Source organism: Vibrio sp. La 4.2.2 (assembly GCF_027586995.1).
In the GTDB taxonomy this organism is placed as follows: Bacteria; Pseudomonadota; Gammaproteobacteria; order Enterobacterales; family Vibrionaceae; genus Vibrio; species Vibrio mediterranei.
Genome location: NZ_JAPPTJ010000012.1, coordinates 30099 through 48906, shown reverse-complemented (window position 1 = coordinate 48906; position 18808 = coordinate 30099). Strand labels below are relative to the sequence as shown.

22 protein-coding genes are annotated in these 18808 nt (G+C 43.5%); 6 read left to right on the top strand and 16 right to left on the bottom strand.

The window, feature by feature from the left end; translation table 11 throughout:
• Positions 1 to 34 precede the first annotated feature (34 nt).
• A complete protein-coding gene (locus tag OH456_RS21735; RefSeq protein WP_270034246.1) occupies positions 35 to 241 on the top strand; it encodes a YaeP family protein in 207 nt (68 codons plus the stop codon).
• 10 nt (positions 242 to 251) lie between these two features.
• Entirely contained in the window at positions 252 to 443 is a 192-nt protein-coding gene (locus OH456_RS21730; RefSeq protein ID WP_270034245.1) for a DUF4250 domain-containing protein, read from the top strand.
• Between the two features lie 76 nt (positions 444 to 519).
• Here the strand turns inward: OH456_RS21730 and OH456_RS21725 are convergent, their stop codons facing one another.
• From OH456_RS21725 to bolA, 13 genes are all read right to left on the bottom strand, one after another.
• Positions 520 to 1881 (bottom strand): sodium-dependent transporter, encoded by a 1362-nt coding sequence (locus tag OH456_RS21725; RefSeq protein WP_270034275.1) that lies wholly within the window; start codon positions 1879 to 1881, stop codon positions 520 to 522.
• 260 nt (positions 1882 to 2141) lie between these two features.
• Positions 2142 to 2909, bottom strand: a complete 768-nt coding sequence (locus tag OH456_RS21720; protein WP_270034244.1) for a YggN family protein — start codon at positions 2907 to 2909, stop codon at positions 2142 to 2144.
• 21 nt (positions 2910 to 2930) lie between these two features.
• The gene (locus OH456_RS21715; RefSeq protein WP_270034243.1) at positions 2931 to 3407 is read right to left on the bottom strand and encodes a GreA/GreB family elongation factor; all 477 of its coding nucleotides are present in this window, start codon (positions 3405 to 3407) and stop codon (positions 2931 to 2933) included.
• Between the two features lie 39 nt (positions 3408 to 3446).
• Positions 3447 to 4517: a DNA polymerase IV gene (gene dinB / locus OH456_RS21710; protein ID WP_252038289.1), complete on the bottom strand. Its 1071-nt coding sequence runs from the start codon at positions 4515 to 4517 to the stop codon at positions 3447 to 3449.
• A 148-nt stretch (positions 4518 to 4665) separates the two neighbouring features.
• Positions 4666 to 4899: a (Na+)-NQR maturation NqrM gene (gene nqrM / locus OH456_RS21705; protein ID WP_006075179.1), complete on the bottom strand. Its 234-nt coding sequence runs from the start codon at positions 4897 to 4899 to the stop codon at positions 4666 to 4668.
• A 12-nt stretch (positions 4900 to 4911) separates the two neighbouring features.
• The gene (locus OH456_RS21700; protein WP_006075180.1) at positions 4912 to 5937 is read right to left on the bottom strand and encodes an FAD:protein FMN transferase; all 1026 of its coding nucleotides are present in this window, start codon (positions 5935 to 5937) and stop codon (positions 4912 to 4914) included.
• Between the two features lie 162 nt (positions 5938 to 6099).
• The gene (nqrF, locus tag OH456_RS21695; RefSeq protein ID WP_006075181.1) at positions 6100 to 7323 is read right to left on the bottom strand and encodes an NADH:ubiquinone reductase (Na(+)-transporting) subunit F; all 1224 of its coding nucleotides are present in this window, start codon (positions 7321 to 7323) and stop codon (positions 6100 to 6102) included.
• 17 nt (positions 7324 to 7340) lie between these two features.
• Positions 7341 to 7937, bottom strand: coding sequence for an NADH:ubiquinone reductase (Na(+)-transporting) subunit E (nqrE, locus tag OH456_RS21690; protein ID WP_006075182.1), 597 nt, complete (start codon positions 7935 to 7937; stop codon positions 7341 to 7343).
• Positions 7938 to 7944: 7 nt separating this feature from the next.
• On the bottom strand, positions 7945 to 8577 hold the full coding sequence (locus tag OH456_RS21685) for an NADH:ubiquinone reductase (Na(+)-transporting) subunit D (protein ID WP_006075183.1): 633 nt from the start codon (positions 8575 to 8577) through the stop codon (positions 7945 to 7947).
• On the bottom strand, positions 8577 to 9359 hold the full coding sequence (locus OH456_RS21680) for a Na(+)-translocating NADH-quinone reductase subunit C (protein ID WP_063604111.1): 783 nt from the start codon (positions 9357 to 9359) through the stop codon (positions 8577 to 8579). The genes OH456_RS21685 and OH456_RS21680 overlap by 1 nt, the downstream gene beginning before the upstream one ends.
• Positions 9349 to 10590: an NADH:ubiquinone reductase (Na(+)-transporting) subunit B gene (locus tag OH456_RS21675; protein WP_240206927.1), complete on the bottom strand. Its 1242-nt coding sequence runs from the start codon at positions 10588 to 10590 to the stop codon at positions 9349 to 9351. The genes OH456_RS21680 and OH456_RS21675 overlap by 11 nt, the downstream gene beginning before the upstream one ends.
• 3 nt (positions 10591 to 10593) lie before the next feature.
• Positions 10594 to 11934, bottom strand: coding sequence for a Na(+)-translocating NADH-quinone reductase subunit A (locus OH456_RS21670; RefSeq protein ID WP_006075187.1), 1341 nt, complete (start codon positions 11932 to 11934; stop codon positions 10594 to 10596).
• Between the two features lie 505 nt (positions 11935 to 12439).
• Positions 12440 to 12748: a transcriptional regulator BolA gene (bolA, locus tag OH456_RS21665; protein WP_006075188.1), complete on the bottom strand. Its 309-nt coding sequence runs from the start codon at positions 12746 to 12748 to the stop codon at positions 12440 to 12442.
• A 151-nt stretch (positions 12749 to 12899) separates the two neighbouring features.
• On the opposite strand from bolA, the gene OH456_RS21660 reads away from it, so the two are divergent.
• The 4 genes from OH456_RS21660 to OH456_RS21645 all read left to right on the top strand — a co-directional run bounded on the left by OH456_RS21660 (position 12900) and on the right by OH456_RS21645 (position 16724).
• Positions 12900 to 14030, top strand: a complete 1131-nt coding sequence (locus OH456_RS21660; protein WP_006075189.1) for a methyltransferase — start codon at positions 12900 to 12902, stop codon at positions 14028 to 14030.
• A gap of 126 nt (positions 14031 to 14156) precedes the next feature.
• Positions 14157 to 14726 (top strand): YajG family lipoprotein, encoded by a 570-nt coding sequence (locus OH456_RS21655; RefSeq protein WP_006075190.1) that lies wholly within the window; start codon positions 14157 to 14159, stop codon positions 14724 to 14726.
• Complete coding sequence (locus OH456_RS21650) at positions 14726 to 15274, top strand: peptidylprolyl isomerase (protein WP_252038293.1); 549 nt, start codon at positions 14726 to 14728, stop codon at positions 15272 to 15274. The genes OH456_RS21655 and OH456_RS21650 overlap by 1 nt, the downstream gene beginning before the upstream one ends.
• A gap of 82 nt (positions 15275 to 15356) precedes the next feature.
• Positions 15357 to 16724 (top strand): AmpG family muropeptide MFS transporter, encoded by a 1368-nt coding sequence (locus OH456_RS21645; protein WP_270034274.1) that lies wholly within the window; start codon positions 15357 to 15359, stop codon positions 16722 to 16724.
• A 76-nt stretch (positions 16725 to 16800) separates the two neighbouring features.
• Here the strand turns inward: OH456_RS21645 and OH456_RS21640 are convergent, their stop codons facing one another.
• The 3 genes from OH456_RS21640 to OH456_RS21630 all read right to left on the bottom strand — a co-directional run bounded on the left by OH456_RS21640 (position 16801) and on the right by OH456_RS21630 (position 18750).
• Positions 16801 to 17481: a ChrR family anti-sigma-E factor gene (locus OH456_RS21640; protein WP_270034241.1), complete on the bottom strand. Its 681-nt coding sequence runs from the start codon at positions 17479 to 17481 to the stop codon at positions 16801 to 16803.
• Between the two features lies 1 nt (position 17482).
• Positions 17483 to 18061, bottom strand: a complete 579-nt coding sequence (locus tag OH456_RS21635) for an RNA polymerase sigma factor (RefSeq protein WP_006075194.1) — start codon at positions 18059 to 18061, stop codon at positions 17483 to 17485.
• A gap of 92 nt (positions 18062 to 18153) precedes the next feature.
• Positions 18154 to 18750, bottom strand: coding sequence for an LON peptidase substrate-binding domain-containing protein (locus tag OH456_RS21630; RefSeq protein ID WP_124941184.1), 597 nt, complete (start codon positions 18748 to 18750; stop codon positions 18154 to 18156).
• Positions 18751 to 18808 lie beyond the last annotated feature (58 nt).

Sequence of the window (18808 nt, the reverse complement as noted above, 5' to 3'; positions counted from 1 at the left end):
TTGAGACAAGTTATCATTTACAGAGATCATTGATATGCAAGTTTACGGTTGTTGTGACTTAGTAAGAGAAATCTACGCCCAAATTGGTAGTGGTGACCAAGGTTATATCCCCCAGGCTATTTCTTGTGCAGTACGTGCGTTAAACGACATTGCAGCGGACGAATCCTTACCTTTGGAAACACGTGAAAAGGCAGCTTTTGCCGCGGCCAATTTACTAATTTCCGATTTTGAAGATAGGTAGAGAGCACACTATGAATCTAGCGAACTTTGAGAGTATGGACCCTGTCATGCTGATGAGTATTGTTAATATGAAGCTACGGGACGATTTTGCTGGCGATCTCGACAAACTTGCTAACTTCTTCGATATCAGTAAGTCGGCATTAATTGAGAAACTAGCAGGTGCTGGGTTTGATTTTCTTCCCGAGGCTGGTCAATTTCGATAAGACGTAGACACGACGTTTTCTTTGTAAAAAAGCTCTGCAAATGCAGAGCTTTTTTACTGATCTCATACTGTTTGTCTCAACCAAACGATGCCCAAATAACCGTAATCACTAAGATCGGGCAGACGAATTTCACGTAGAAAGGCCATACCTTGCCAAACCAGCCAAGCTGAAAGTCTGGACAGCCTTGTTCAAGCTCTTTTATCTTACCAGCTCGGCTCCAGACCCAACCACCAAATAAGCAGAACAGCAGTGCTGCGACTGGTTGTAAATATTGCGTTGCTACCATTGCTACTAGGCCAAATAGCTCTGCAAAATTAAACACAATATAGACACTAAATAGAGCGATTAATGCGCCCAGTATCCAACTGGTTTTCTTACGGCCAGTCTTGAAGCGTTCATCTACTAACGCTACCGGACATTCAAGCATCGAAATAGAAGACGTTAGCGCTGCAATTGTAAGCAACAAGAAGAAAACAACAGAAAACACTAAACCCAATAAACCAAGAGATTCAAACATCAATGGCAGCACGGTAAAAACAAGCGTGTCGGAGCTCAATAATGAACCGTCTTCAGCATAGATTTGTACCCCTTTCTGCATAGCAACAAACATCGCTGGCATCACCACCAAACCAGCGATAAATGCCACCGCTGTATCTACTAACGTGACGTTCATCGCCATCTTCGGCAGGTTCTCTTTTTTTGAAAGGTAAGAGCCATAAATCAGCATTGAACAGCCACCTATCGTTAATGAGAAAAAACCCTGTCCCATGGCAGCAAGAATTAATTTCCTGTCCCAAACTTTTTCGAAATCAGGGATTAGGTAATGCTTGAGTCCTTCCATCGCTCCTTGTTGCATCATGATATAAACGAATAACAACGCAAATAGAATGAAGAGTGAAGGCATTAATCGGGTTGACCATTTCTCGATCCCCTGTTTAACACCACCTTGAACGATAAGAACAGTGAGAAGGTAGAAGACAATGGTACCGAACACGTTGCGTTCGACACTAAAACCCTTGAACCAGTCGGCAAGACTCGTTAAGCCTGCAATATCTGCTAACGCCCCAAACAAGAAGCAAATCAGCCAGCCACCAACAATGGAATAAAATGCTAGTACTGCGCATGGCACAGAAAGGCCAATCCAGCCAACGAGGCCGCCCGCTCGTTTACCTAGAGCATTAGTGGTTAGTGACTTCATACTATCCACTGGGTTGGCTTGACCATGACGACCAATCGCCATTTCCACAACCAACATAGGAAAGGCGACCACCAAAATCATCACCAAATAAACCAACAAAAATGCCCCACCGCCATTACTTGCAGCTTGAGTTGGGAATCCCCAGATGTTGCCGAGACCAACAGCTGCACCAGCTGCAGCCAGTATAAAGCCAAGTCGAGAACCAAAATGCTCCCTTGGAGCTGAAGAAGAATTAGAAATGTCCACTGCGAATATCATACCGTACTAGTTTGCTGGTACAGTATGATAAAAATGCGACGAGAGCAATGTTATTTAGTTAAATACTCTAATATAAACATCAGTATTAATAGTAAGTTTTTCGTTACAGCAAAAAAAAAAGCAACTTAATTTACAATTACCAAAAGATGCAACACTAAAACCCAACATCCTAATACAAAAAACTCCGCTATTACTTTTTAAGCACTAGCGGAGCTCATAGATAACTTACAGTAATAACAAAGTTAAATAGTAAAGACTTGATAGTCCTTTAACTCTGGGATTTTCTTTTGAAGATCTTGCTCTTGTTCAGCAACATCATTGAGAGAATCGCAGTAATCTTCTGCTTGTTGCTTCAACGATTCAGACTGTACCTTCATGGTTTCTGACATACGAGTTTTGAGCTCGTCCATCTGCTTCGATAGTTCAGTCAAATTCAAGCCTCCCTCTTCACTCATTTTCTCTTGAAGAGCAGTAAACGCACTACTAAAGAATTCTTTATTAAAAACTTCTTTCGCTTTAGCGACATCTTGTTCCCAATTGTCCATAAAGGAGCTAAAGGCTTCAGATTGTAGAACAAACTCGCCATTATTTTCATATCGAGATTCCACATCAGCAAAAAACTCGGCAACGGCTTGTTTTACGTTTTGGAACGCTTCTGAGTTGTCAAAACTCTCTGCAACATCGTCGATAAGTTCATTGGTAAGTTCGAGCCCGTTTTCCGCAAGCTCCTTCGCTTTAGGCACGTACTTATTCATGTTTTCGCGATAACTTTCAAGTGCTTCTTTTTGCAACTGAGTCAGCTCTATCGCTTTCCCATTGATGAATAAGTTATTGTCTTCATCAATAAGTACTTTAGAAGCGGGGGTCTTTACAATTTCTACCTGCTCGCCATCAAGGTGAACTTCATTCTTGATATCGACACCACACTGACCCACAGCCAAAGCATGACCCGAGGCTAGTAAGGTGCTTAATAATAGACTACGACTGAACACTCTATTGTGTATCTTCATAAATTACCCTATAGCATACGCTTAATATAAGTGAATAATAGCATAATGCGTCAGTTTCTCTTCAATACTAACCACAACCTCATCATCAATAGACTTACCAATTAGGGCCTTACCTAAAGGCGAGTGTGGTGTGACTACCTTGATTGTCGCCTCTTCAATGGTCAGGCCGCCAGCACATGGTAGTACGAAAAATCGCGACACTACTTCGTCTTCATCTTCTATCTCTACCACGGTGGTAAGTCTAACATTGTCTAGTGACGAGAATGGATTCAATACCATTTTGCGAAGTAATGCGATATCGCTTTTTACTTGCTCCAACCTCACCGCTTGCCCGTGAGCAAGGTATGACGCTTCTAAAGCCAAGGTATCATATTTATGCTCTGGCACTGTTTCTTCATTGGTCGCGGCGTCAACCGTTTTCTCCATCGCGGAAGTTAACATCACAACGTTCTGTTCCAGTTGACCGATCACGTCATCTAGCAGCGCTTGCTTGTCCATTGAGCTCCTTACTACAATTACTAGTTAACAATGTAACGGTTAATCTTCAAACATCGTCAGTTGGCGAGCTTGCTCTATGGGCTCCAACATAACGCTTAATCCTAACAAACGAATCTCGCGGCCTTGTTGACGCTCTAACACCTCTCGCAGCAGGTCTTTAAAATATGCTAAATCCAATCTATTGTGGACATGCTCGATGGTCGTTAGTTTAAAGTCAGCAAACTTCACTTTGATGCCTTGCTTGATAACATTACGTTTAGGCTGAGCTTTATTAAGTCGCATATCCAGTTCTGGGTACAACTTCTCTTCTATTACTTGCCAACATTGTTCAAAGGACGAAATATTAGTGCTAAACGTCCTTTCGACACCAATGGACTTACGCTCTCGCTCGACGACCACTTCCCGCTCATCAATTCCATGACTCTTTTTCCACAGCGAAGCACCAAGGCGCCCAAAGCGCACGATCAGCTCTCGGTAATCACTATTACGAACGTCTAAACAAGTAAATAGACCTGCTTTGTTGAGCTTTTCAAGGCTGACCTTTCCTACTCCGGGTATCTTACCAAGTTCGAGATCATCAACAACCTGTTGTACTTTATCGGGTGGAATCACAAACTGACCATTTGGCTTATTCATGTCTGAAGCGATTTTGGCGAGAAACTTCAATGGTGCGACGCCTGCTGAAGCCGTGAGTTGTAATTCATCCCAGATGTCTTTGCGAATCGCTTCCGCAATCAGAGTTGCAGAGTTTTGACAGTGTGGAGAATCGGTAACGTCTAAATAAGCTTCGTCCAGAGACAGTGGCTCAATCAACGAAGTATAACGAGAGAATATCTCTCGAATCTTAATTGAGGTCTCTTTATAAATCTGCATACGTCCAGGGACTAGCAACAAATTGGGACAAAGCTTAAGCGCTTGTGCAGTTGGCATAGCTGAACGAACCCCAAACTTTCGAGCTTCATAATTGCATGTGCTTATTACGCCTCTCTGGCGCTCGCTGCCACCAACCGCTAGTGCCTTACCGCGATAGTGAGGATTATCTCGCATTTCCACTGCGGCGTAGAAGCAATCCATATCGACATGGATGAATTTTCGTATTTTGTCAGACACCGCCACTCACAACTGTTTATTTATACAGTTCAATTATACGACGAGTTTTCAGGTAATCAAAACAAAAAGACCAGAGCACTACTCTGGTCTTTCATAAAGTATTAAGGTTGACGCAATTATCAAAACCGCAGCAAACCAGATTGAACGCTTACGCAATACGGTCCTTTTCCCACGCTGCTAGCTTCTCAGCACGCGCTTGCTCACGTGCTTCACGCTTCTTACGTGCGTCACATGGTTCTGGGCAGTTACAAACTTTGTCAATACCTACGGCACCTAGTCCACCGCAGCTACCTTTTACCACTTTCTTCTGGATAATATAGCCAATCGACATGGCAGCAATAACCGCTAAGAAAACACCAAACGTAATTAAAAATGTATTCATGTGATTGACCTATTACTTGTTCAGATAAGGTTTAAACGCTTCTGATGCAAACTCTTCAAAACCGTCTTCTGTTTTAACTATGATAAAGGCTGGGATATTGTTTTGATCAGCGATCTCTAGTGCTTTCTCTTCACCCAAAACCATCAGTCCTGTCGCAAGTCCATCCGCTGTCATGGATGACTTATCCAAAATCGTCACCGACACCACTTTATTATGAATCGGCTTACCTGTCGAAGGATCAATGATGTGAGAATAGCGCACACCATCCTTCTCAAAGTAGTTACGATAGTCACCTGACGTGGCAATCGCCATATCTCCAGGTTCAATAATTTCTTGTACATTGCGCTCGTCTACGGTTGGCTTTTCAATCGCAATACGCCATTTCACGCTGTCACGATTAATCCCTTTCAGACGCATTTCACCACCCACTTCAACCATGTAATCTTGAATACCGATACTTTCAAGGTAGTTAGCTAAAACATCAACGCCCCAACCTTTTGCAATAGTAGATAGATCTACATACAGACTACGAAGGTCTTTTCTTAACGTTGTATCGGTTGCAGACAAATGCTTGATGCCAGTTTGCGCCTTACGAGACGCCAGTTCTTCATCACTCGGGACTACTTCTGGACGAGCTTCTGGTCCAAAACCCCACAAGTTAACCAACGGACCTACTGTCACATCAAGTGCGCCTTGTGTCAGTTCATTCAAACGAATAGCTTCGTTAACTACGATAGCGGTTTGTCGTGAAACAGGGAATGGTTCCGTACCATAGTAACGATTGAAGCGACTCAGTTCAGAGTCTTGACGATACGTCGACATCTGATCGTTTACTTCTTCAAGTAATCGATTGATTTCAGCTTGAATGACTTCCGGTTTAGGGGACGTATCAGTCACAATGTACTTAACATTGTAGATTGTGCCCATTGTTGGTCCACTCAAATGAACCTGCTCACGCTGATTACCGCAACCCGACAAAATTACAGTCGCAAACAATACAACCAAAATTAGCTTAAGATGTTTAGCTAGATGAAACATACCTTTACTCACCTACTTTCAAAAGTATTTACGTTTGCCCAAAAAATAAATTTCTAGACAAACGTGAATAGTTTCAGAAACTTAGAAACAGGAAATGTGTTGTCCCTGAAAATACAAATGGCTGACTCACATGAGCCAGCCATGTCGATGCTTCAACGAAGATTAACCACCGAAGTCATCTAGAAGAATGTTTTCATCTTCTACACCAAGATCTTTCAGCATGCCGATAACAGCCGCATTCATCATTGGTGGACCACACATGTAGTATTCACAATCTTCTGGTGCTTCGTGATCTTTGAGGTAGTTCTCATAGATTACGTTGTGGATGAAGCCTGTGTAACCATCCCAGTTATCTTCTGGCATTGGGTCAGATAGAGCAACGTGCCACTGGAAGTTATCGTTCTCAGCCTGTAGGCCGTCGAAATCTTCTACATAGAACATTTCACGTACAGAACGAGCACCATACCAGAAAGACATCTTACGCTTAGACTTCAGACGCTTAAGTTGGTCAAAGATGTGCGAGCGCATTGGAGCCATACCAGCACCGCCACCGATGAATACCATTTCGTTGTCTGTTTCTTTCGCGAAGAACTCACCGAACGGACCTGAAATCGTACACTTGTCACCTTCTTTAAGTGACCAGATGAACGATGACATGATACCCGGTGGTACATCAGGATTATTAGGCGGCGGCGTAGCGATACGCACGTTTAGCATAATAATGCCTTCTTCTTCTGGGTAGTTAGCCATTGAGTATGCACGGATGCATTCTTCATTAACCACTGACTCATAGCGGAACAAGTTAAACTTGTCCCAGTCTTCACGATACTCTTCAGGTACGTCGAAGTCAGAGTACTTAACATGGTGAGCAGGTGCTTCGATCTGGATATAACCACCAGCACGGAAAGGTACTGATTCGCCATCTGGAATCTGAAGCTTAAGCTCTTTGATGAAGGTTGCTTTGTTATCGTTTGAAATAACACTACATTCCCACTTCTTAACACCGAAGATTTCTTCTGGAAGCTCGATGTCCATGTCCGTCTTCATGTTAACCTGACATGCTAGACGCTCACCTTCACGTGCTTCACCTTTAGTAATATGGTCAAGCTCAGTAGGCAGAATGTCGCCACCACCAGTTTTCACTTTCACGCGGCACTGACCACAAGAGCCACCACCACCACAAGCAGAAGACACGAATACGCCAGCACCAGCTAGAGCACCCAGAAGCTTACCGCCTGGTTGAGTTACGATTGCCTTCTCAGGATCGCCGTTTACAGAGATCGTGATGTCGCCTGTTGGTACTAGCTTAGATTTAGCGAACAAAATCACTAAAACTAGGGCTAGAACAATCAGCGTAAACATCACTACACCAAGAATAATGTCCATTGACTATTCCTTATACCTTACAGTTGAACACCAGAGAAAGACATGAAGCCTAGTGCCATCAGACCTACTGTGATGAACGTGATACCAAGACCACGAAGACCAGGAGGTACATCAGAGTACTTCATCTTCTCACGGATACCCGCTAGCGCAACGATAGCTAGCATCCAACCCACACCAGAACCAAAGCCGTAAACGACTGATTCAGCAAAGTTGTAATCACGCTGTACCATAAATGATACGCCACCAAAGATTGCACAGTTCACCGTGATTAGCGGTAGGAAGATACCTAGTGCGTTATACAAAGGTGGGAAGAAGCGGTCTAGTACCATCTCCAGGATTTGTACTAGTGCTGCGATTACACCGATAAAGGTAATAAAGTTCAAAAAGCTAAGGTCGACACCTGCAACTAGCGCATTTTCTTTTAGAACTAGGTTATACAGTAGGTTGTTTACAGGTACTGCGACTGTAAGTACAACGATTACTGCGACACCAAGACCGAAAGAAGTTTTAACTTTCTTTGAAACCGCTAGGAATGTACACATACCCAAGAAGAAAGAAAGCGCCAAGTTTTCGATGAAAATCGACTTAACTAATAAGCTAATATAATGTTCCATGACGCCGTTACTCCTTCGCTTCTACTTGTTCTGGCTTAATAATACGAATTACCCAGATCAGGAAGCCGATAAGGAAGAACGCTGAAGGCGCTAGAAGCATCATACCGTTAGGTTGATACCAACCACCGTTGCTTACCAGCGGTAGAACTTCCATACCGAACAGCTTGCCTGAACCAAATAGTTCACGGAAGAAGCCAACAGTGATTAGAACGAAGCCATAGCCAAGACCGTTACCAATACCGTCGATTAATGATGGGATTGGCTCAGACTTCATAGCGAATGCTTCCGCACGACCCATTACAATACAGTTGGTAATGATAAGGCCAACGAAAACTGAAAGCTGTTTAGATATATCGTAAAGATACGCTTTCAAAATTTGGTCTACCACGATTACCAATGATGCGATGATCGCCATCTGAACGATGATACGTACGCTATTTGGAATATGGTTTCGAATCAGAGATACAAAGAAGTTAGACAGTGCAGTAACGAAAATTACTGCTAAAGTCATTACAAATGCTGTCTCTAACTTAGTGGTTACTGCTAGAGCAGAACACACACCTAGAACTTGAAGTGCAATCGGGTTGTTATCCAACACCGGTGCCATCAGGCTCTTTTTCACATCTTTAGCACTAGACATTAGTTCAGACCTCCGTCACGAACTTTTGCTAGGAATGGACCAAAGCCCATATCACCCAACCAGAAGTCAAACGTACCTTGAACGCCGTTACCTGTCAGTGTTGCGCCAGATAGACCGTCAACACCGTGTTCAGAGCCTTCAGGTGCGCCACCTTTTACGATTTCGATCGCTGGCTTGAAGTTTTCATCAAACAGTTTCTTACCAACAAACTGTGCACGCCAAGACGGGTTCTCAATCTCACCACCCAATCCTGGAGTTTCACCTTGCTCGTAATATGTAATACCGTTCACAGTATTACCATCTGTCTGAACTGCCACGAACGCGTACATCATAGACCATAAACCCGTACCATGTACTGGTAGGATAACGCTGCTCACTTTGCCATTTTGCTTAACTAGATAAACAGTACCTACGTTAGCACGACGAATGATTTTTGCTTGGTCTTGTTCAGCTGTTAGGCGAATTGACTCCGAAGGGTCTTTTGCCGCTTTACGCTGATCGTAGTTGTTTGCATCGCTACCATCTGGAGCTGTATCAACAAACTCACCAGTATCAAAGTTCACAAGACGAGGTTCGATGTACTGACTATAAAGTTCAGCGACTGTGCCATTCTCTTTAATGCCAGCGACTTCGATAATTTTTGACTGTTTGTCTAGTAACGCGTTCGCTCTTTGCTTGTCACGCAGACCAACTGCTGCAAGCGATACAACGATTGAGCACACTAAGCTCAACGCGATAACAACAAACAGCGTCTTTTTAATGCTATCGTTATTACTTGCCATAGCGTGCTTCTCTCCGTTTAACGTTCTTCTCGATCACAAAGTGGTCGAATAGCGGTGCGAACAAGTTAGCAAATAGAATTGCTAGCATCATACCTTCTGGGTATGCAGGGTTCACAACACGGATCATGACACACATAGCGCCAATCAAAATACCGTAAGCCCACTTACCTTTATTAGTGAACGAAGCCGATACTGGATCCGTTGCCATAAAGAACATACCGAATGCAAAACCACCTAGCACTAGGTGCCAATGCCAAGGCATTGCAAACATTGCATTAGTATCTGAGCCAACAACGTTGAATAGCGTCGCCACAGCAACCATACCAACCATAACACCTGCGATAATGCGCCATGAAGCAATGCCCATGTAAACAATCATCGCTGCACCGATCATAAGTGCAAGTGTCGATACTTCACCAATTGAGCCAGGGATGTTACCAATAAACGCGTCCATCCAAGTGATCGTTTGGCCAGTAATGTTGTTGATAAGTGCGCCTTCGCCGCCTTGTGCCCATTGGCTTAGAGCCGTCGCGCCAGAGAAGCCATCTGCTGCAACCCATACCACGTCACCCGAAATTTGTGCTGGGTACGCAAAGAATAGGAAAGCACGGCCAGCTAGAGCTGGGTTAAGGAAGTTACGACCTGTACCACCAAAGATCTCTTTTGCAACAACAACACCGAAGGTAATACCTAAAGCAGCTTGCCAAAGAGGAAGAGTTGGTGGAACAATCAGTGCGAACAGAATAGAAGTTACAAAGAAACCTTCGTTAACTTCGTGCTTGCGCACCATACAGAACAAGACTTCCCAGAAACCACCGACAATGAATACTGTCGCGTAGATTGGTAGGAAGTAAGTTGCACCAAGTAGCATCTTGCTGCCCCAACCCGCATCAGTCCCTAGCGTTCCGCCAAGGCCTTGGGTTAGCCAGTAGTGCCAGTTGCCATCGATAACGCTCGCAAGCTCAGCGCCAGCGTAAAGATGGTTAAGTGCCATAATTGCTTGGTTACCCGCGTTGTACATACCCCAGAACATTGCTGGGAATACTGCGAACCAAACCATGATCATGATGCGTTTTAGGTCAACGCTATCACGGACATGCGAGCTGCGCTTCGTGACCAGACCTGGCGTGTAGAATAGCGTTGCCGCTGCTTCGTACAGTGCAAACCACTTTTCATGTTTGCCGCCTGGTTCGAAATGATGCTCGATATCCTCGATGAATTTCTTAAGCATGGATTACCCTTCCTTCTCAATATTGTCTAGGCACTCACGTAGGAGTTGACCATATTCGTACTTACCTGGACAAACAAAGGTGCATAGCGCCAAATCTTCTTCATCTAGTTCAAGAGCACCAAGACGCTGAGCGCTGTCCTGATCACCTGCACATAGATCACGAAGTAATAACGTTGGCTCCATATCTAGAGGCATTACTTTCTCGTAGTTGCCGATTGGAACCATTGCACGATCACTACCGTTAGTCGTAGTTGTCATGTTGAACAACTGACCTTTGAATAGGTGACCTAGGAACGAACGAGTAATTGAGAACTTGTTCTTACCTGGTGTCGCCCAACCAAACAGTTCTTTATCACGACCTTCGCGCAATACAGACACTTGTTGATGGTAACGACCTAGATAAGCGTGTGGACCAGAAGCTTGAGTACCAGACAGTACTGAACCAGAAATGATTCGTACTTCACCAGGCATCAGCTCGTTGTTAGTGACATCATCTAGGCTTGCACCTAGTTGAGTTCTAACTAAACGAGGGTTATTAACTACTGGACCAGCAAGTGAAATCACACGATCTGTATAGATTTCGCCAGTGGTGAAGAGCTTACCGAATGCAATCACATCTTGATAATTAATGCTCCAAGCAACGTTATTCACGCTGACTGGATATAGGAAATGCATGTGAGTGCCAACAAGACCAGCTGGGTGTGGACCATTGAAAACATGCTCTTCGACATTGGATTGATTTGAGCGAGGTAGACTCGTTCCTTTTTTGCAGACGTAAACTTTGCCTTCTGTCAATTTAGACAGAATATCAAGACCTGCAACGAACGCTTCTTTTTGCTCATTGATAACCAATTCAGGCTCAGCCGCAAGTGGATTAGTATCCATTGCAGTTACGAAAATCGCTTGAGTCGTTGAATCGATCGCCGGTACCTTGCTAAACGGACGAGTACGCAACGCAGTCCACATACCTGATTCAACTAGTTGAGTTTTGATCACTTCGCGATCAAGACCTGCTAGTTGGTCAGCTGTGTAGCTATCGAAAGTAACTTGCTCGTCACCTGCCACTTCAATCACAACAGATTGTAGGACACGTTTCGCGCCACGGTTAACTTCAATAACCTTACCGCTTGCTGGAGAAGTGAACTTAACACCAGGGTTCTTTTTATCTTCAAAAAGAACCTGACCTTTTTTCACTTCATCACCCACGCGAGCATGCATTGTTGGACGCATACCCACGTACTCTTCGCCAAGCAAGGCGACTTTAGTGATGGACTTACCATCATTAATCACCTGGGATGGAGTTCCTGCGATAGGAAGATCCAAGCCCTTCTTTATTGTAATCATACGCACTTGCACTACTTTTATCGGGAAAAAGATTCTTTAAAATTGCGTAACATATAGACACGACATTGAGTGTCTAACCTTGGTTTTATTAGCACCAAGGCAGCAACATCACTTTAACAATCTCGTCATAGAATCACTGCGAGATTTTTCTGGTGCGGTAGTTTAGCATCATTTGCAAAGGGGATGCCATGATGAATCCCTGCAAAGGGGTCATTATTTCGAAACTTTTGCTATCTCTAGGGTTGCGAATATGTATAACTTTGACCAATCGCACAAAGTCTTATTAACCCTTTTGAAAATAAGCAATTGCCCCATTCATATCCTGAAACATTCCTCACTAACAAAAACACATAACATTATATGTTGACACGCTGTTAATGATTTACCACCAAAGTGGTAGTAAATCCATCAAACACTTACGCAAAAATAACTAAGGTTTATCGTTGACGTGTGTGATTGTTACTGAAGCGCTATGACCTGCACCAAAACTAGAAAGAGTATAGAGCTATTTACCGCCGCCTGCGCAATTAGGACTGTTTGGGGCTAGTTGATTCTCTTTTGTCCACTCTTCTGGTGTATAAGTATGGATTGCTAAGGCATGAACAGGGCCTGCCAACTCATCTGCTAAGACCGTGTTTATTTTTCGGTGCCTTGCAATAAGACGCTCACCATTAAAGCAATCGCTGACAACAATTACTTTAAAATGACTCTCTGACCCTGGAGGGACATTATGCATATTGCTTTCGTTGCGAACGTCTAAGAATGTGGGGTTGAAAGTCTGATGGAGCTTTTGCTCGATGGTTTGTTGAATCATCTTACTTCCTTGGGCTGTAACTATTTATTTTTATTTAGACGGTAAAGTATATACTTTACTTAATCAAGAATCTTCCCTTAAATCATATTCGCCTTGGCGAAAGTTCCGAGATTTTGTCAAAATACAACCATTGTCACCAAATCACAGCATTATGAAGACTGAATTAAACCTATTTGAGCGCTCATATTCACTATTTCGTTTCCCTAAACTCAACAATGAACAACTTCAAGCTTGGGATGCTGGAGACGAATACTTGATTCAAAATTTTGAAGAGCTAAAACTGCCTACTGGCTCTAACATTCTGATTCTTAACGACAGTTTTGGTGCCTTAAGTTGCTGGTTTTCAGAACAGCATAAGGTGACTACAATCAGTGATTCTTTTATCTCTCATCAGGGCATTAAGCATAATTTAGCGCTTAACCATTGCAAACCCATCGATCTTCGAGCCTCAACCGATGAATGGCCGCAACAGGTAGATATCGTGTTGATGCAGATTCCCCGTAACAATCGTTACTTGACATGGCAACTCAACCAAATTGCCTTAAAGTACAGAGATAACTGCTCGCTCATTGCCGTGAACAAAGCAAAAGAGATCCATAGTTCTACTCTCAAGATTTTTGAAAAATATGCGGGACACACCACAACTTCACTCGCTTGGAAAAAGCATCGTTTGGTGTTTTCAGATCTGAATAGCGTGCATCAAGAGAGTATTGACCCTTATACAACTTGGCCAGTATCAGAGCATAAATTGGTACTTTCTAACTTACCAAATGTATACTCCGGGGAAAGTCTTGATTTGGGTGCGCGGTTTATCCTAGAACATCTTAAGAGCAACACCAAATATCAAGATATCGTGGATTTGGGGTGCGGTAATGGCGTATTGACACTGAAGCTAAAGCAACTCAATCCTCAAGCAAATATCACAGCTATCGACGAAAGCTTTATGGCCGTGAAGTCAGCTCATCACAACCTAACTTTAAACAACCTCGCTCTCGATGGTTGTGAGTTTGTGGCTAATAATTGTTTAGACGGTTTCCAGGCAAATAGTCAAGATTTGGTAGTTTGCAACCCACCTTTCCATCAACAACAAGCGGTGACCGATCACATTGCGTGGCAAATGTTCTGTGATGCTAAGCAAGTTCTTCGAGATACAGGGGAGTTAATGGTTATCGGCAATCGTCATCTAGGCTACGATAAAAAACTAGCGCGACTCTTTGGCAAACACAATGTAAAACTTGTCGCATCTAACGCCAAATTTGTTATTTTACAGGCAACTAAGTAAAGTTTGAGTCATTGTTGCTGCTAATAGTCATATAGCTTAACAATAATCGGATAATATTCATCATGAAGCCCAAGCGGACTTCATAACTTTACTCGTCATTTTGAAGAGTGTGAAAAGGAATAATCAATGAGAAAGCTCGTTCTGGCTGCTTCAGTCGTTTTACTTGCTGCATGTGCAAGTCCTCAAAAAGAACAGATTAATTTTGCGCCTACCGCGGCAACCAGCGCTGCCAAGATCGTTGAAGGTAAGGCGATGTCCATCTCTAGCCAAGATGTCCGTACTGCGCAATACGTAGCTTTACTGGATAATGGTCGAGCGAACATCACCCCAGTGCATGCTAGACAGAATGTTCGCATTGGTATCGAGAACGCCCTAGTCAACCAATTCTCTTCAGAGGGTTATCAGGTTACCGTAAACAGCAAAAACACACTAAAAGTTGAGATCCAAGAAGCATTAGTCTCAGTCAAGCACACTGTGATGGAGAATGATATGAACGCAACGGTCATTCTCGAGCTAACAGCAGAGAATGAGCAGGGTAAATTGGTGAAAACCTACACTGGTACCGCAAAGCGCTCTGGGTTAATGAGTGCTTCTAACGAAGAGATCGAAACCGTACTTAACGACACCGTAAACCTTGTTTTAAAAGAAATTTCTAACGATACTGAGCTACAAGATTACATGAAGGAACGTTTCTAATGATTAAAACACTTGTCGCTTCCCTAGCACTGATCGCTACGAGCGTTTTTGCGGGACCAAAAGTAGAAGTCGAAACAAATTTGGGTTCATTCATCCTAGAACTAAACCAAGAGAAGGCACCTATTACGGTAGAAAACTTCTTAACCTATGTTGAAGATGGCAGTTACGTAAACAGTCAATTTCACCGCGTAATTCCGGGATTTATGGCACAAGGTGGTGGTTTTGACAGCAAGTTTAACCGCTTACCTGTTAACGCCCCAATCAAAAATGAAGCCTCAAACGGACTGGATAATGACGCAGCAACCATTGCAATGGCCAGAACTCAAGATCCAAACTCAGCAACACGTCAGTTCTTCATTAACTTCGTTGATAATGACTTCTTGAATTACAGCGTGACGAATCCAGGTTACGCAGTATTTGGCCAAGTTATTGAAGGCTTTGACGTCGTCCAGAAAATGGCACAGAAACCCACACGCAGTGTTCGTGGAATGCGAGATGTTCCTTTAGAGCCTATCGTCATTACAAAAATACAACGTATTACTGAATAATACGCAAAAATGAGAGAGGATTTCCTCTCTCATTTTCCTATCAGCTCACCCCCTAGCAAGGAGCGTACTTGTGGAACATAAAATGACGTGGTTAGACACGGTCAAAAGCTATTGGGACAAACGACTGCTTTGGGTCTTTATGTTGGGGTGCTCAAGTGGCTTTCCATGGGTTCTAATTGGCTCGAATATGTCCGGATGGCTTAAAGATGCAGGTTTAACTCGTGCTGCCATCGGATATTTTGGTTCTGTTTTTGCTGTCTATGCAATCAACTTTTTGTGGGCCCCATTAGTCGATAGGGTAAAATTACCTGTCTTGCACTCAGCCCTCGGTCAACGTCGTAGTTGGATATTCTTGTGTCAGAGCTTCATTCTGGTTGCTACCTTATTCATTGCAGGTGTTAACCCCGCCAATGACTTGATGTTTACGTCAATGCTCGCTTTGTGTATCGCTCTTTCATCGGCAACGCAAGATATTGCTATCGATGCATTTCGTATCGACACCTTCCCAAAATCTGAGTCGAACAAGCTACCACAAGCATCAGCTATGGCTGTGATTGGTTGGTGGACAGGCTACTCGTTACCTGGCTACCTCGCGTTTATCAATGCTGACTCAATGGGATGGAATGGCGTCTACTATGGCATGGCCGGAATCGTTGCTATTTTGATGCTATTTACCCTTCTCGTAGGAGAACCAAAAACCGCACGGGATAAACTGCAAGCTGAAGCCGAGAAGCGCCATGAGAAAGTGGTTGGCAACCCAGTAATTAGCTGGCTATCAGTTACTGTTATTGAGCCTTTTCTCGACTTCTTCCGCCGTAATGGTGTTCAAGTCGCGATTACCCTACTGTTGTTTGTTTTCTTGTTTAAAATCGGCGAGGCCTTCTTAGGTAGAATGTCAATTCCGTTCTACAAAGAGATCGGTTTTAGTAACGAGCAAATCGGCTACTATTCCAAACTCATTGGCTGGGGCGCAACCATCTTATTTACACTATTAGGCAGCATGTTCAATGTGCGTTTTGGTATTGTAAAAGGGTTGATGATTGGTGGTATCGCGATGAGTGCCAGTAACTTGATGTTTGCATGGATCGCGAAGGTTGGTCCGAGTGAGCACCTGTTCTTAGCAACCATTCTAGTGGACAACTTTACCACCGCCTTCTCCACTGTCGCTTTCGTTTCGTTTCTTACTGTACTGACAGGTCAGGCTTTCTCTGCTACACAATACGCCTTGTTGGCTTCTTTGGGTAACTTCGGTAGAACTACCCTGGCTTCATTTAGTGGGGAACTGGTTGATGCGCTAAATGACTGGGCTCTCTTCTTTGTCATTACGTCGTTAATGGTCATTCCAAGTCTTATTATGCTTTATTCATTAAGGCACTATTTTGCCGATCTCTTGGATAAAGCACGTAAAAGAGACCAAGAAGAAATTAAAGACGATAAGATCGTTGAATAGATACATCGTTGAAATAAAAAGAGCCTCAGGATTAATTTGAGGCTCTTTTCTCTGCGTCTTTGTCGGACCTTGAGGCCTAAGGATACATTCCCTTACCAAACATATTAAATACTCTTGCTACGCCCTGGGTGAAAATCATTGGCTCGGTTAGGATCGATAGACACAAACAATCTTGTCCTTCAACGGTCTGAGGCGCATGCTTGGTTTCACCGTCTTCACGAATGAAATCTCCGACATGATATTCGCCGTTTTCGTCTTTAAAACTACCGTGTAACACAAGTGTCGATTCGAACCCTTTATGGGTGTGCTGAGGCACCTGAACGCCTTGGTTTATGTAAAGGAGGCTTACTCTACATTCCTCGTCCACATCGATTGTTGACGTAAACACCTTGCCGCCGTAGCTACGCCATTCACTCATCCTCTCTACGAGAGGAGCTATCGTTGCCGGTACAGTAAATTCTTTGCCATCTACTTGCACCTTGCCGGGTTTTCTCACCTTGGGCTTCGAGTAGTCAGCATCAAGGGTCATAATATCGTCGAGCATATTAGAAAAAACCAGCTCCAGATCTTTTGAAGATTTTTCATCCTTCAAACTTAAGGACATCATCGCTTCGCCAGCTTCAGCTTCAAATCTCATCACTTTAGCGCGACATTCTGAGCAAGACTCAATGTGTGAGGCGATTGCTGCACCGTGCGCAGAATCTATCTCACCCGTCGCATATAGCTTTAATAATTCTGAATTAGGGTGGTGACTCATATCAATTTGCCTCCATTGAATGTCGAAGTTTCTCCACTGCTAACCTCAACCTCGATTTAACGGTTCCCAGCGGAATATTGAACATCTCAGCGACTTGTTGGTGCGGTAACTCTTCCAAATAGACTGCTTGCACTACTTCCCTCTGAGCCTTTGGCAACTCATCCAAAAACTTAATTATTTGCTCTTTTAAACGATCAGTTTCCGGAGAATAGTGTTCTACAAAGTCAGGTGGACAATAATCTGTAGGCCAAATATCATCGGCGTGGACGTGAAGCTCTTTACCTTTTTGCTTGCGGAGCATGTCGAAGCATAAGTTACGAGCAATAGTATAAATCCAAGTCGATAACGAACTTTTCGAGCCGTCAAATAAGTGAGCTTTTTGCCATACTGTCGCCATGGTTTCTTGGACCATTTCAATGGCCACTTGCTCATTACCCATGTGCTTAAAGGTGAATTGCTTCAACCTAGGAGTGAAATAGTTAAACAGGTTAGCGAAGGCACTTTTGTCCCTTTGCTTGACCCGTTCCATACATTCTGCCCATTCTTGCTTACTAAGGGCTTGGGGACTGTCTAATGTCATGCCATGTATCCCTAGAGTTCCAGATGATCCGTCTTTCTACCTAAATACTTACGACAAATTTACAACAATGATCACTACGATTGCACAAATATTTAGTGTCGAGTTGCATTATCAACGTCGTCGCTGCGAAACGCTTCTCCCAAAAATGACAAAGTAGCTGAGCAATCCTGCTGTGTTACAAGATGTTCAAAATGATGACATTCGAGTGGTAATACTTCCAGCCACCTCTGACTTACCCATGTCGCATCATCAAAAAAGCGGTGAAGGTACAGATCGCCAATTTGAGGAAACTTTTCGTAGACGTGTTGGAGCCTCTCACCAAGAAATTGGTCTTCATCACTTAAATCGGTTGGAGGCCAACTTTCTATCCAACTGACCTGAGCTTGACGCAAACCGTCTTCTTCAGATTCAACATGGTGAATCTGAAACTTGCGTATCCCAGAAACGGTAACGCCAAGCATTCCATCTTCAAGGCTCTCGAAATCTACAATGCTGACGTAGGTGCCTATAGATGAAACGTTACTAGGGATAGCTCCTGCAGATGCACTGATCAAACAGACGCCAAACCCTGTTTCGTTTTTAAGACACTCCGTTACCATGCGCTTATAACGAGGTTCAAAGATTCTGAGCCTCATTTTTCCCTCGGGTAGCACCACGGAGCGCAATGGAAACAACTTTATCTGCGTCATCATAGTTCCTTTTAGTTTTATATACCCTTTGTACGCTAACTCGCTAAATACGATCAGA

What these genes read in the sequence shown, in the direction of transcription:
- OH456_RS21735 (WP_270034246.1), top strand. Translation starts at nt 35, where the DNA reads ATGCAAGTTTACGGTTGTTGTGACTTAGTAAGAGAAATCTACGCCCAA.
- OH456_RS21730 (WP_270034245.1), top strand. Translation starts at nt 252, where the DNA reads ATGAATCTAGCGAACTTTGAGAGTATGGACCCTGTCATGCTGATGAGT.
- OH456_RS21720 (WP_270034244.1), bottom strand. Translation starts at nt 2,909, where the DNA reads ATGAAGATACACAATAGAGTGTTCAGTCGTAGTCTATTATTAAGCACC.
- OH456_RS21715 (WP_270034243.1), bottom strand. Translation starts at nt 3,407, where the DNA reads ATGGACAAGCAAGCGCTGCTAGATGACGTGATCGGTCAACTGGAACAG.
- nqrM (WP_006075179.1), bottom strand. Translation starts at nt 4,899, where the DNA reads ATGAATACATTTTTAATTACGTTTGGTGTTTTCTTAGCGGTTATTGCT.
- OH456_RS21700 (WP_006075180.1), bottom strand. Translation starts at nt 5,937, where the DNA reads ATGTTTCATCTAGCTAAACATCTTAAGCTAATTTTGGTTGTATTGTTT.
- nqrF (WP_006075181.1), bottom strand. Translation starts at nt 7,323, where the DNA reads ATGGACATTATTCTTGGTGTAGTGATGTTTACGCTGATTGTTCTAGCC.
- nqrE (WP_006075182.1), bottom strand. Translation starts at nt 7,937, where the DNA reads ATGGAACATTATATTAGCTTATTAGTTAAGTCGATTTTCATCGAAAAC.
- OH456_RS21685 (WP_006075183.1), bottom strand. Translation starts at nt 8,577, where the DNA reads ATGTCTAGTGCTAAAGATGTGAAAAAGAGCCTGATGGCACCGGTGTTG.
- OH456_RS21680 (WP_063604111.1), bottom strand. Translation starts at nt 9,359, where the DNA reads ATGGCAAGTAATAACGATAGCATTAAAAAGACGCTGTTTGTTGTTATC.
- OH456_RS21675 (WP_240206927.1), bottom strand. Translation starts at nt 10,590, where the DNA reads ATGCTTAAGAAATTCATCGAGGATATCGAGCATCATTTCGAACCAGGC.
- OH456_RS21670 (WP_006075187.1), bottom strand. Translation starts at nt 11,934, where the DNA reads ATGATTACAATAAAGAAGGGCTTGGATCTTCCTATCGCAGGAACTCCA.
- bolA (WP_006075188.1), bottom strand. Translation starts at nt 12,748, where the DNA reads ATGATTCAACAAACCATCGAGCAAAAGCTCCATCAGACTTTCAACCCC.
- OH456_RS21660 (WP_006075189.1), top strand. Translation starts at nt 12,900, where the DNA reads ATGAAGACTGAATTAAACCTATTTGAGCGCTCATATTCACTATTTCGT.
- OH456_RS21655 (WP_006075190.1), top strand. Translation starts at nt 14,157, where the DNA reads ATGAGAAAGCTCGTTCTGGCTGCTTCAGTCGTTTTACTTGCTGCATGT.
- OH456_RS21650 (WP_252038293.1), top strand. Translation starts at nt 14,726, where the DNA reads ATGATTAAAACACTTGTCGCTTCCCTAGCACTGATCGCTACGAGCGTT.
- OH456_RS21645 (WP_270034274.1), top strand. Translation starts at nt 15,357, where the DNA reads ATGACGTGGTTAGACACGGTCAAAAGCTATTGGGACAAACGACTGCTT.
- OH456_RS21640 (WP_270034241.1), bottom strand. Translation starts at nt 17,481, where the DNA reads ATGAGTCACCACCCTAATTCAGAATTATTAAAGCTATATGCGACGGGT.
- OH456_RS21635 (WP_006075194.1), bottom strand. Translation starts at nt 18,061, where the DNA reads ATGACATTAGACAGTCCCCAAGCCCTTAGTAAGCAAGAATGGGCAGAA.
- OH456_RS21630 (WP_124941184.1), bottom strand. Translation starts at nt 18,750, where the DNA reads ATGACGCAGATAAAGTTGTTTCCATTGCGCTCCGTGGTGCTACCCGAG.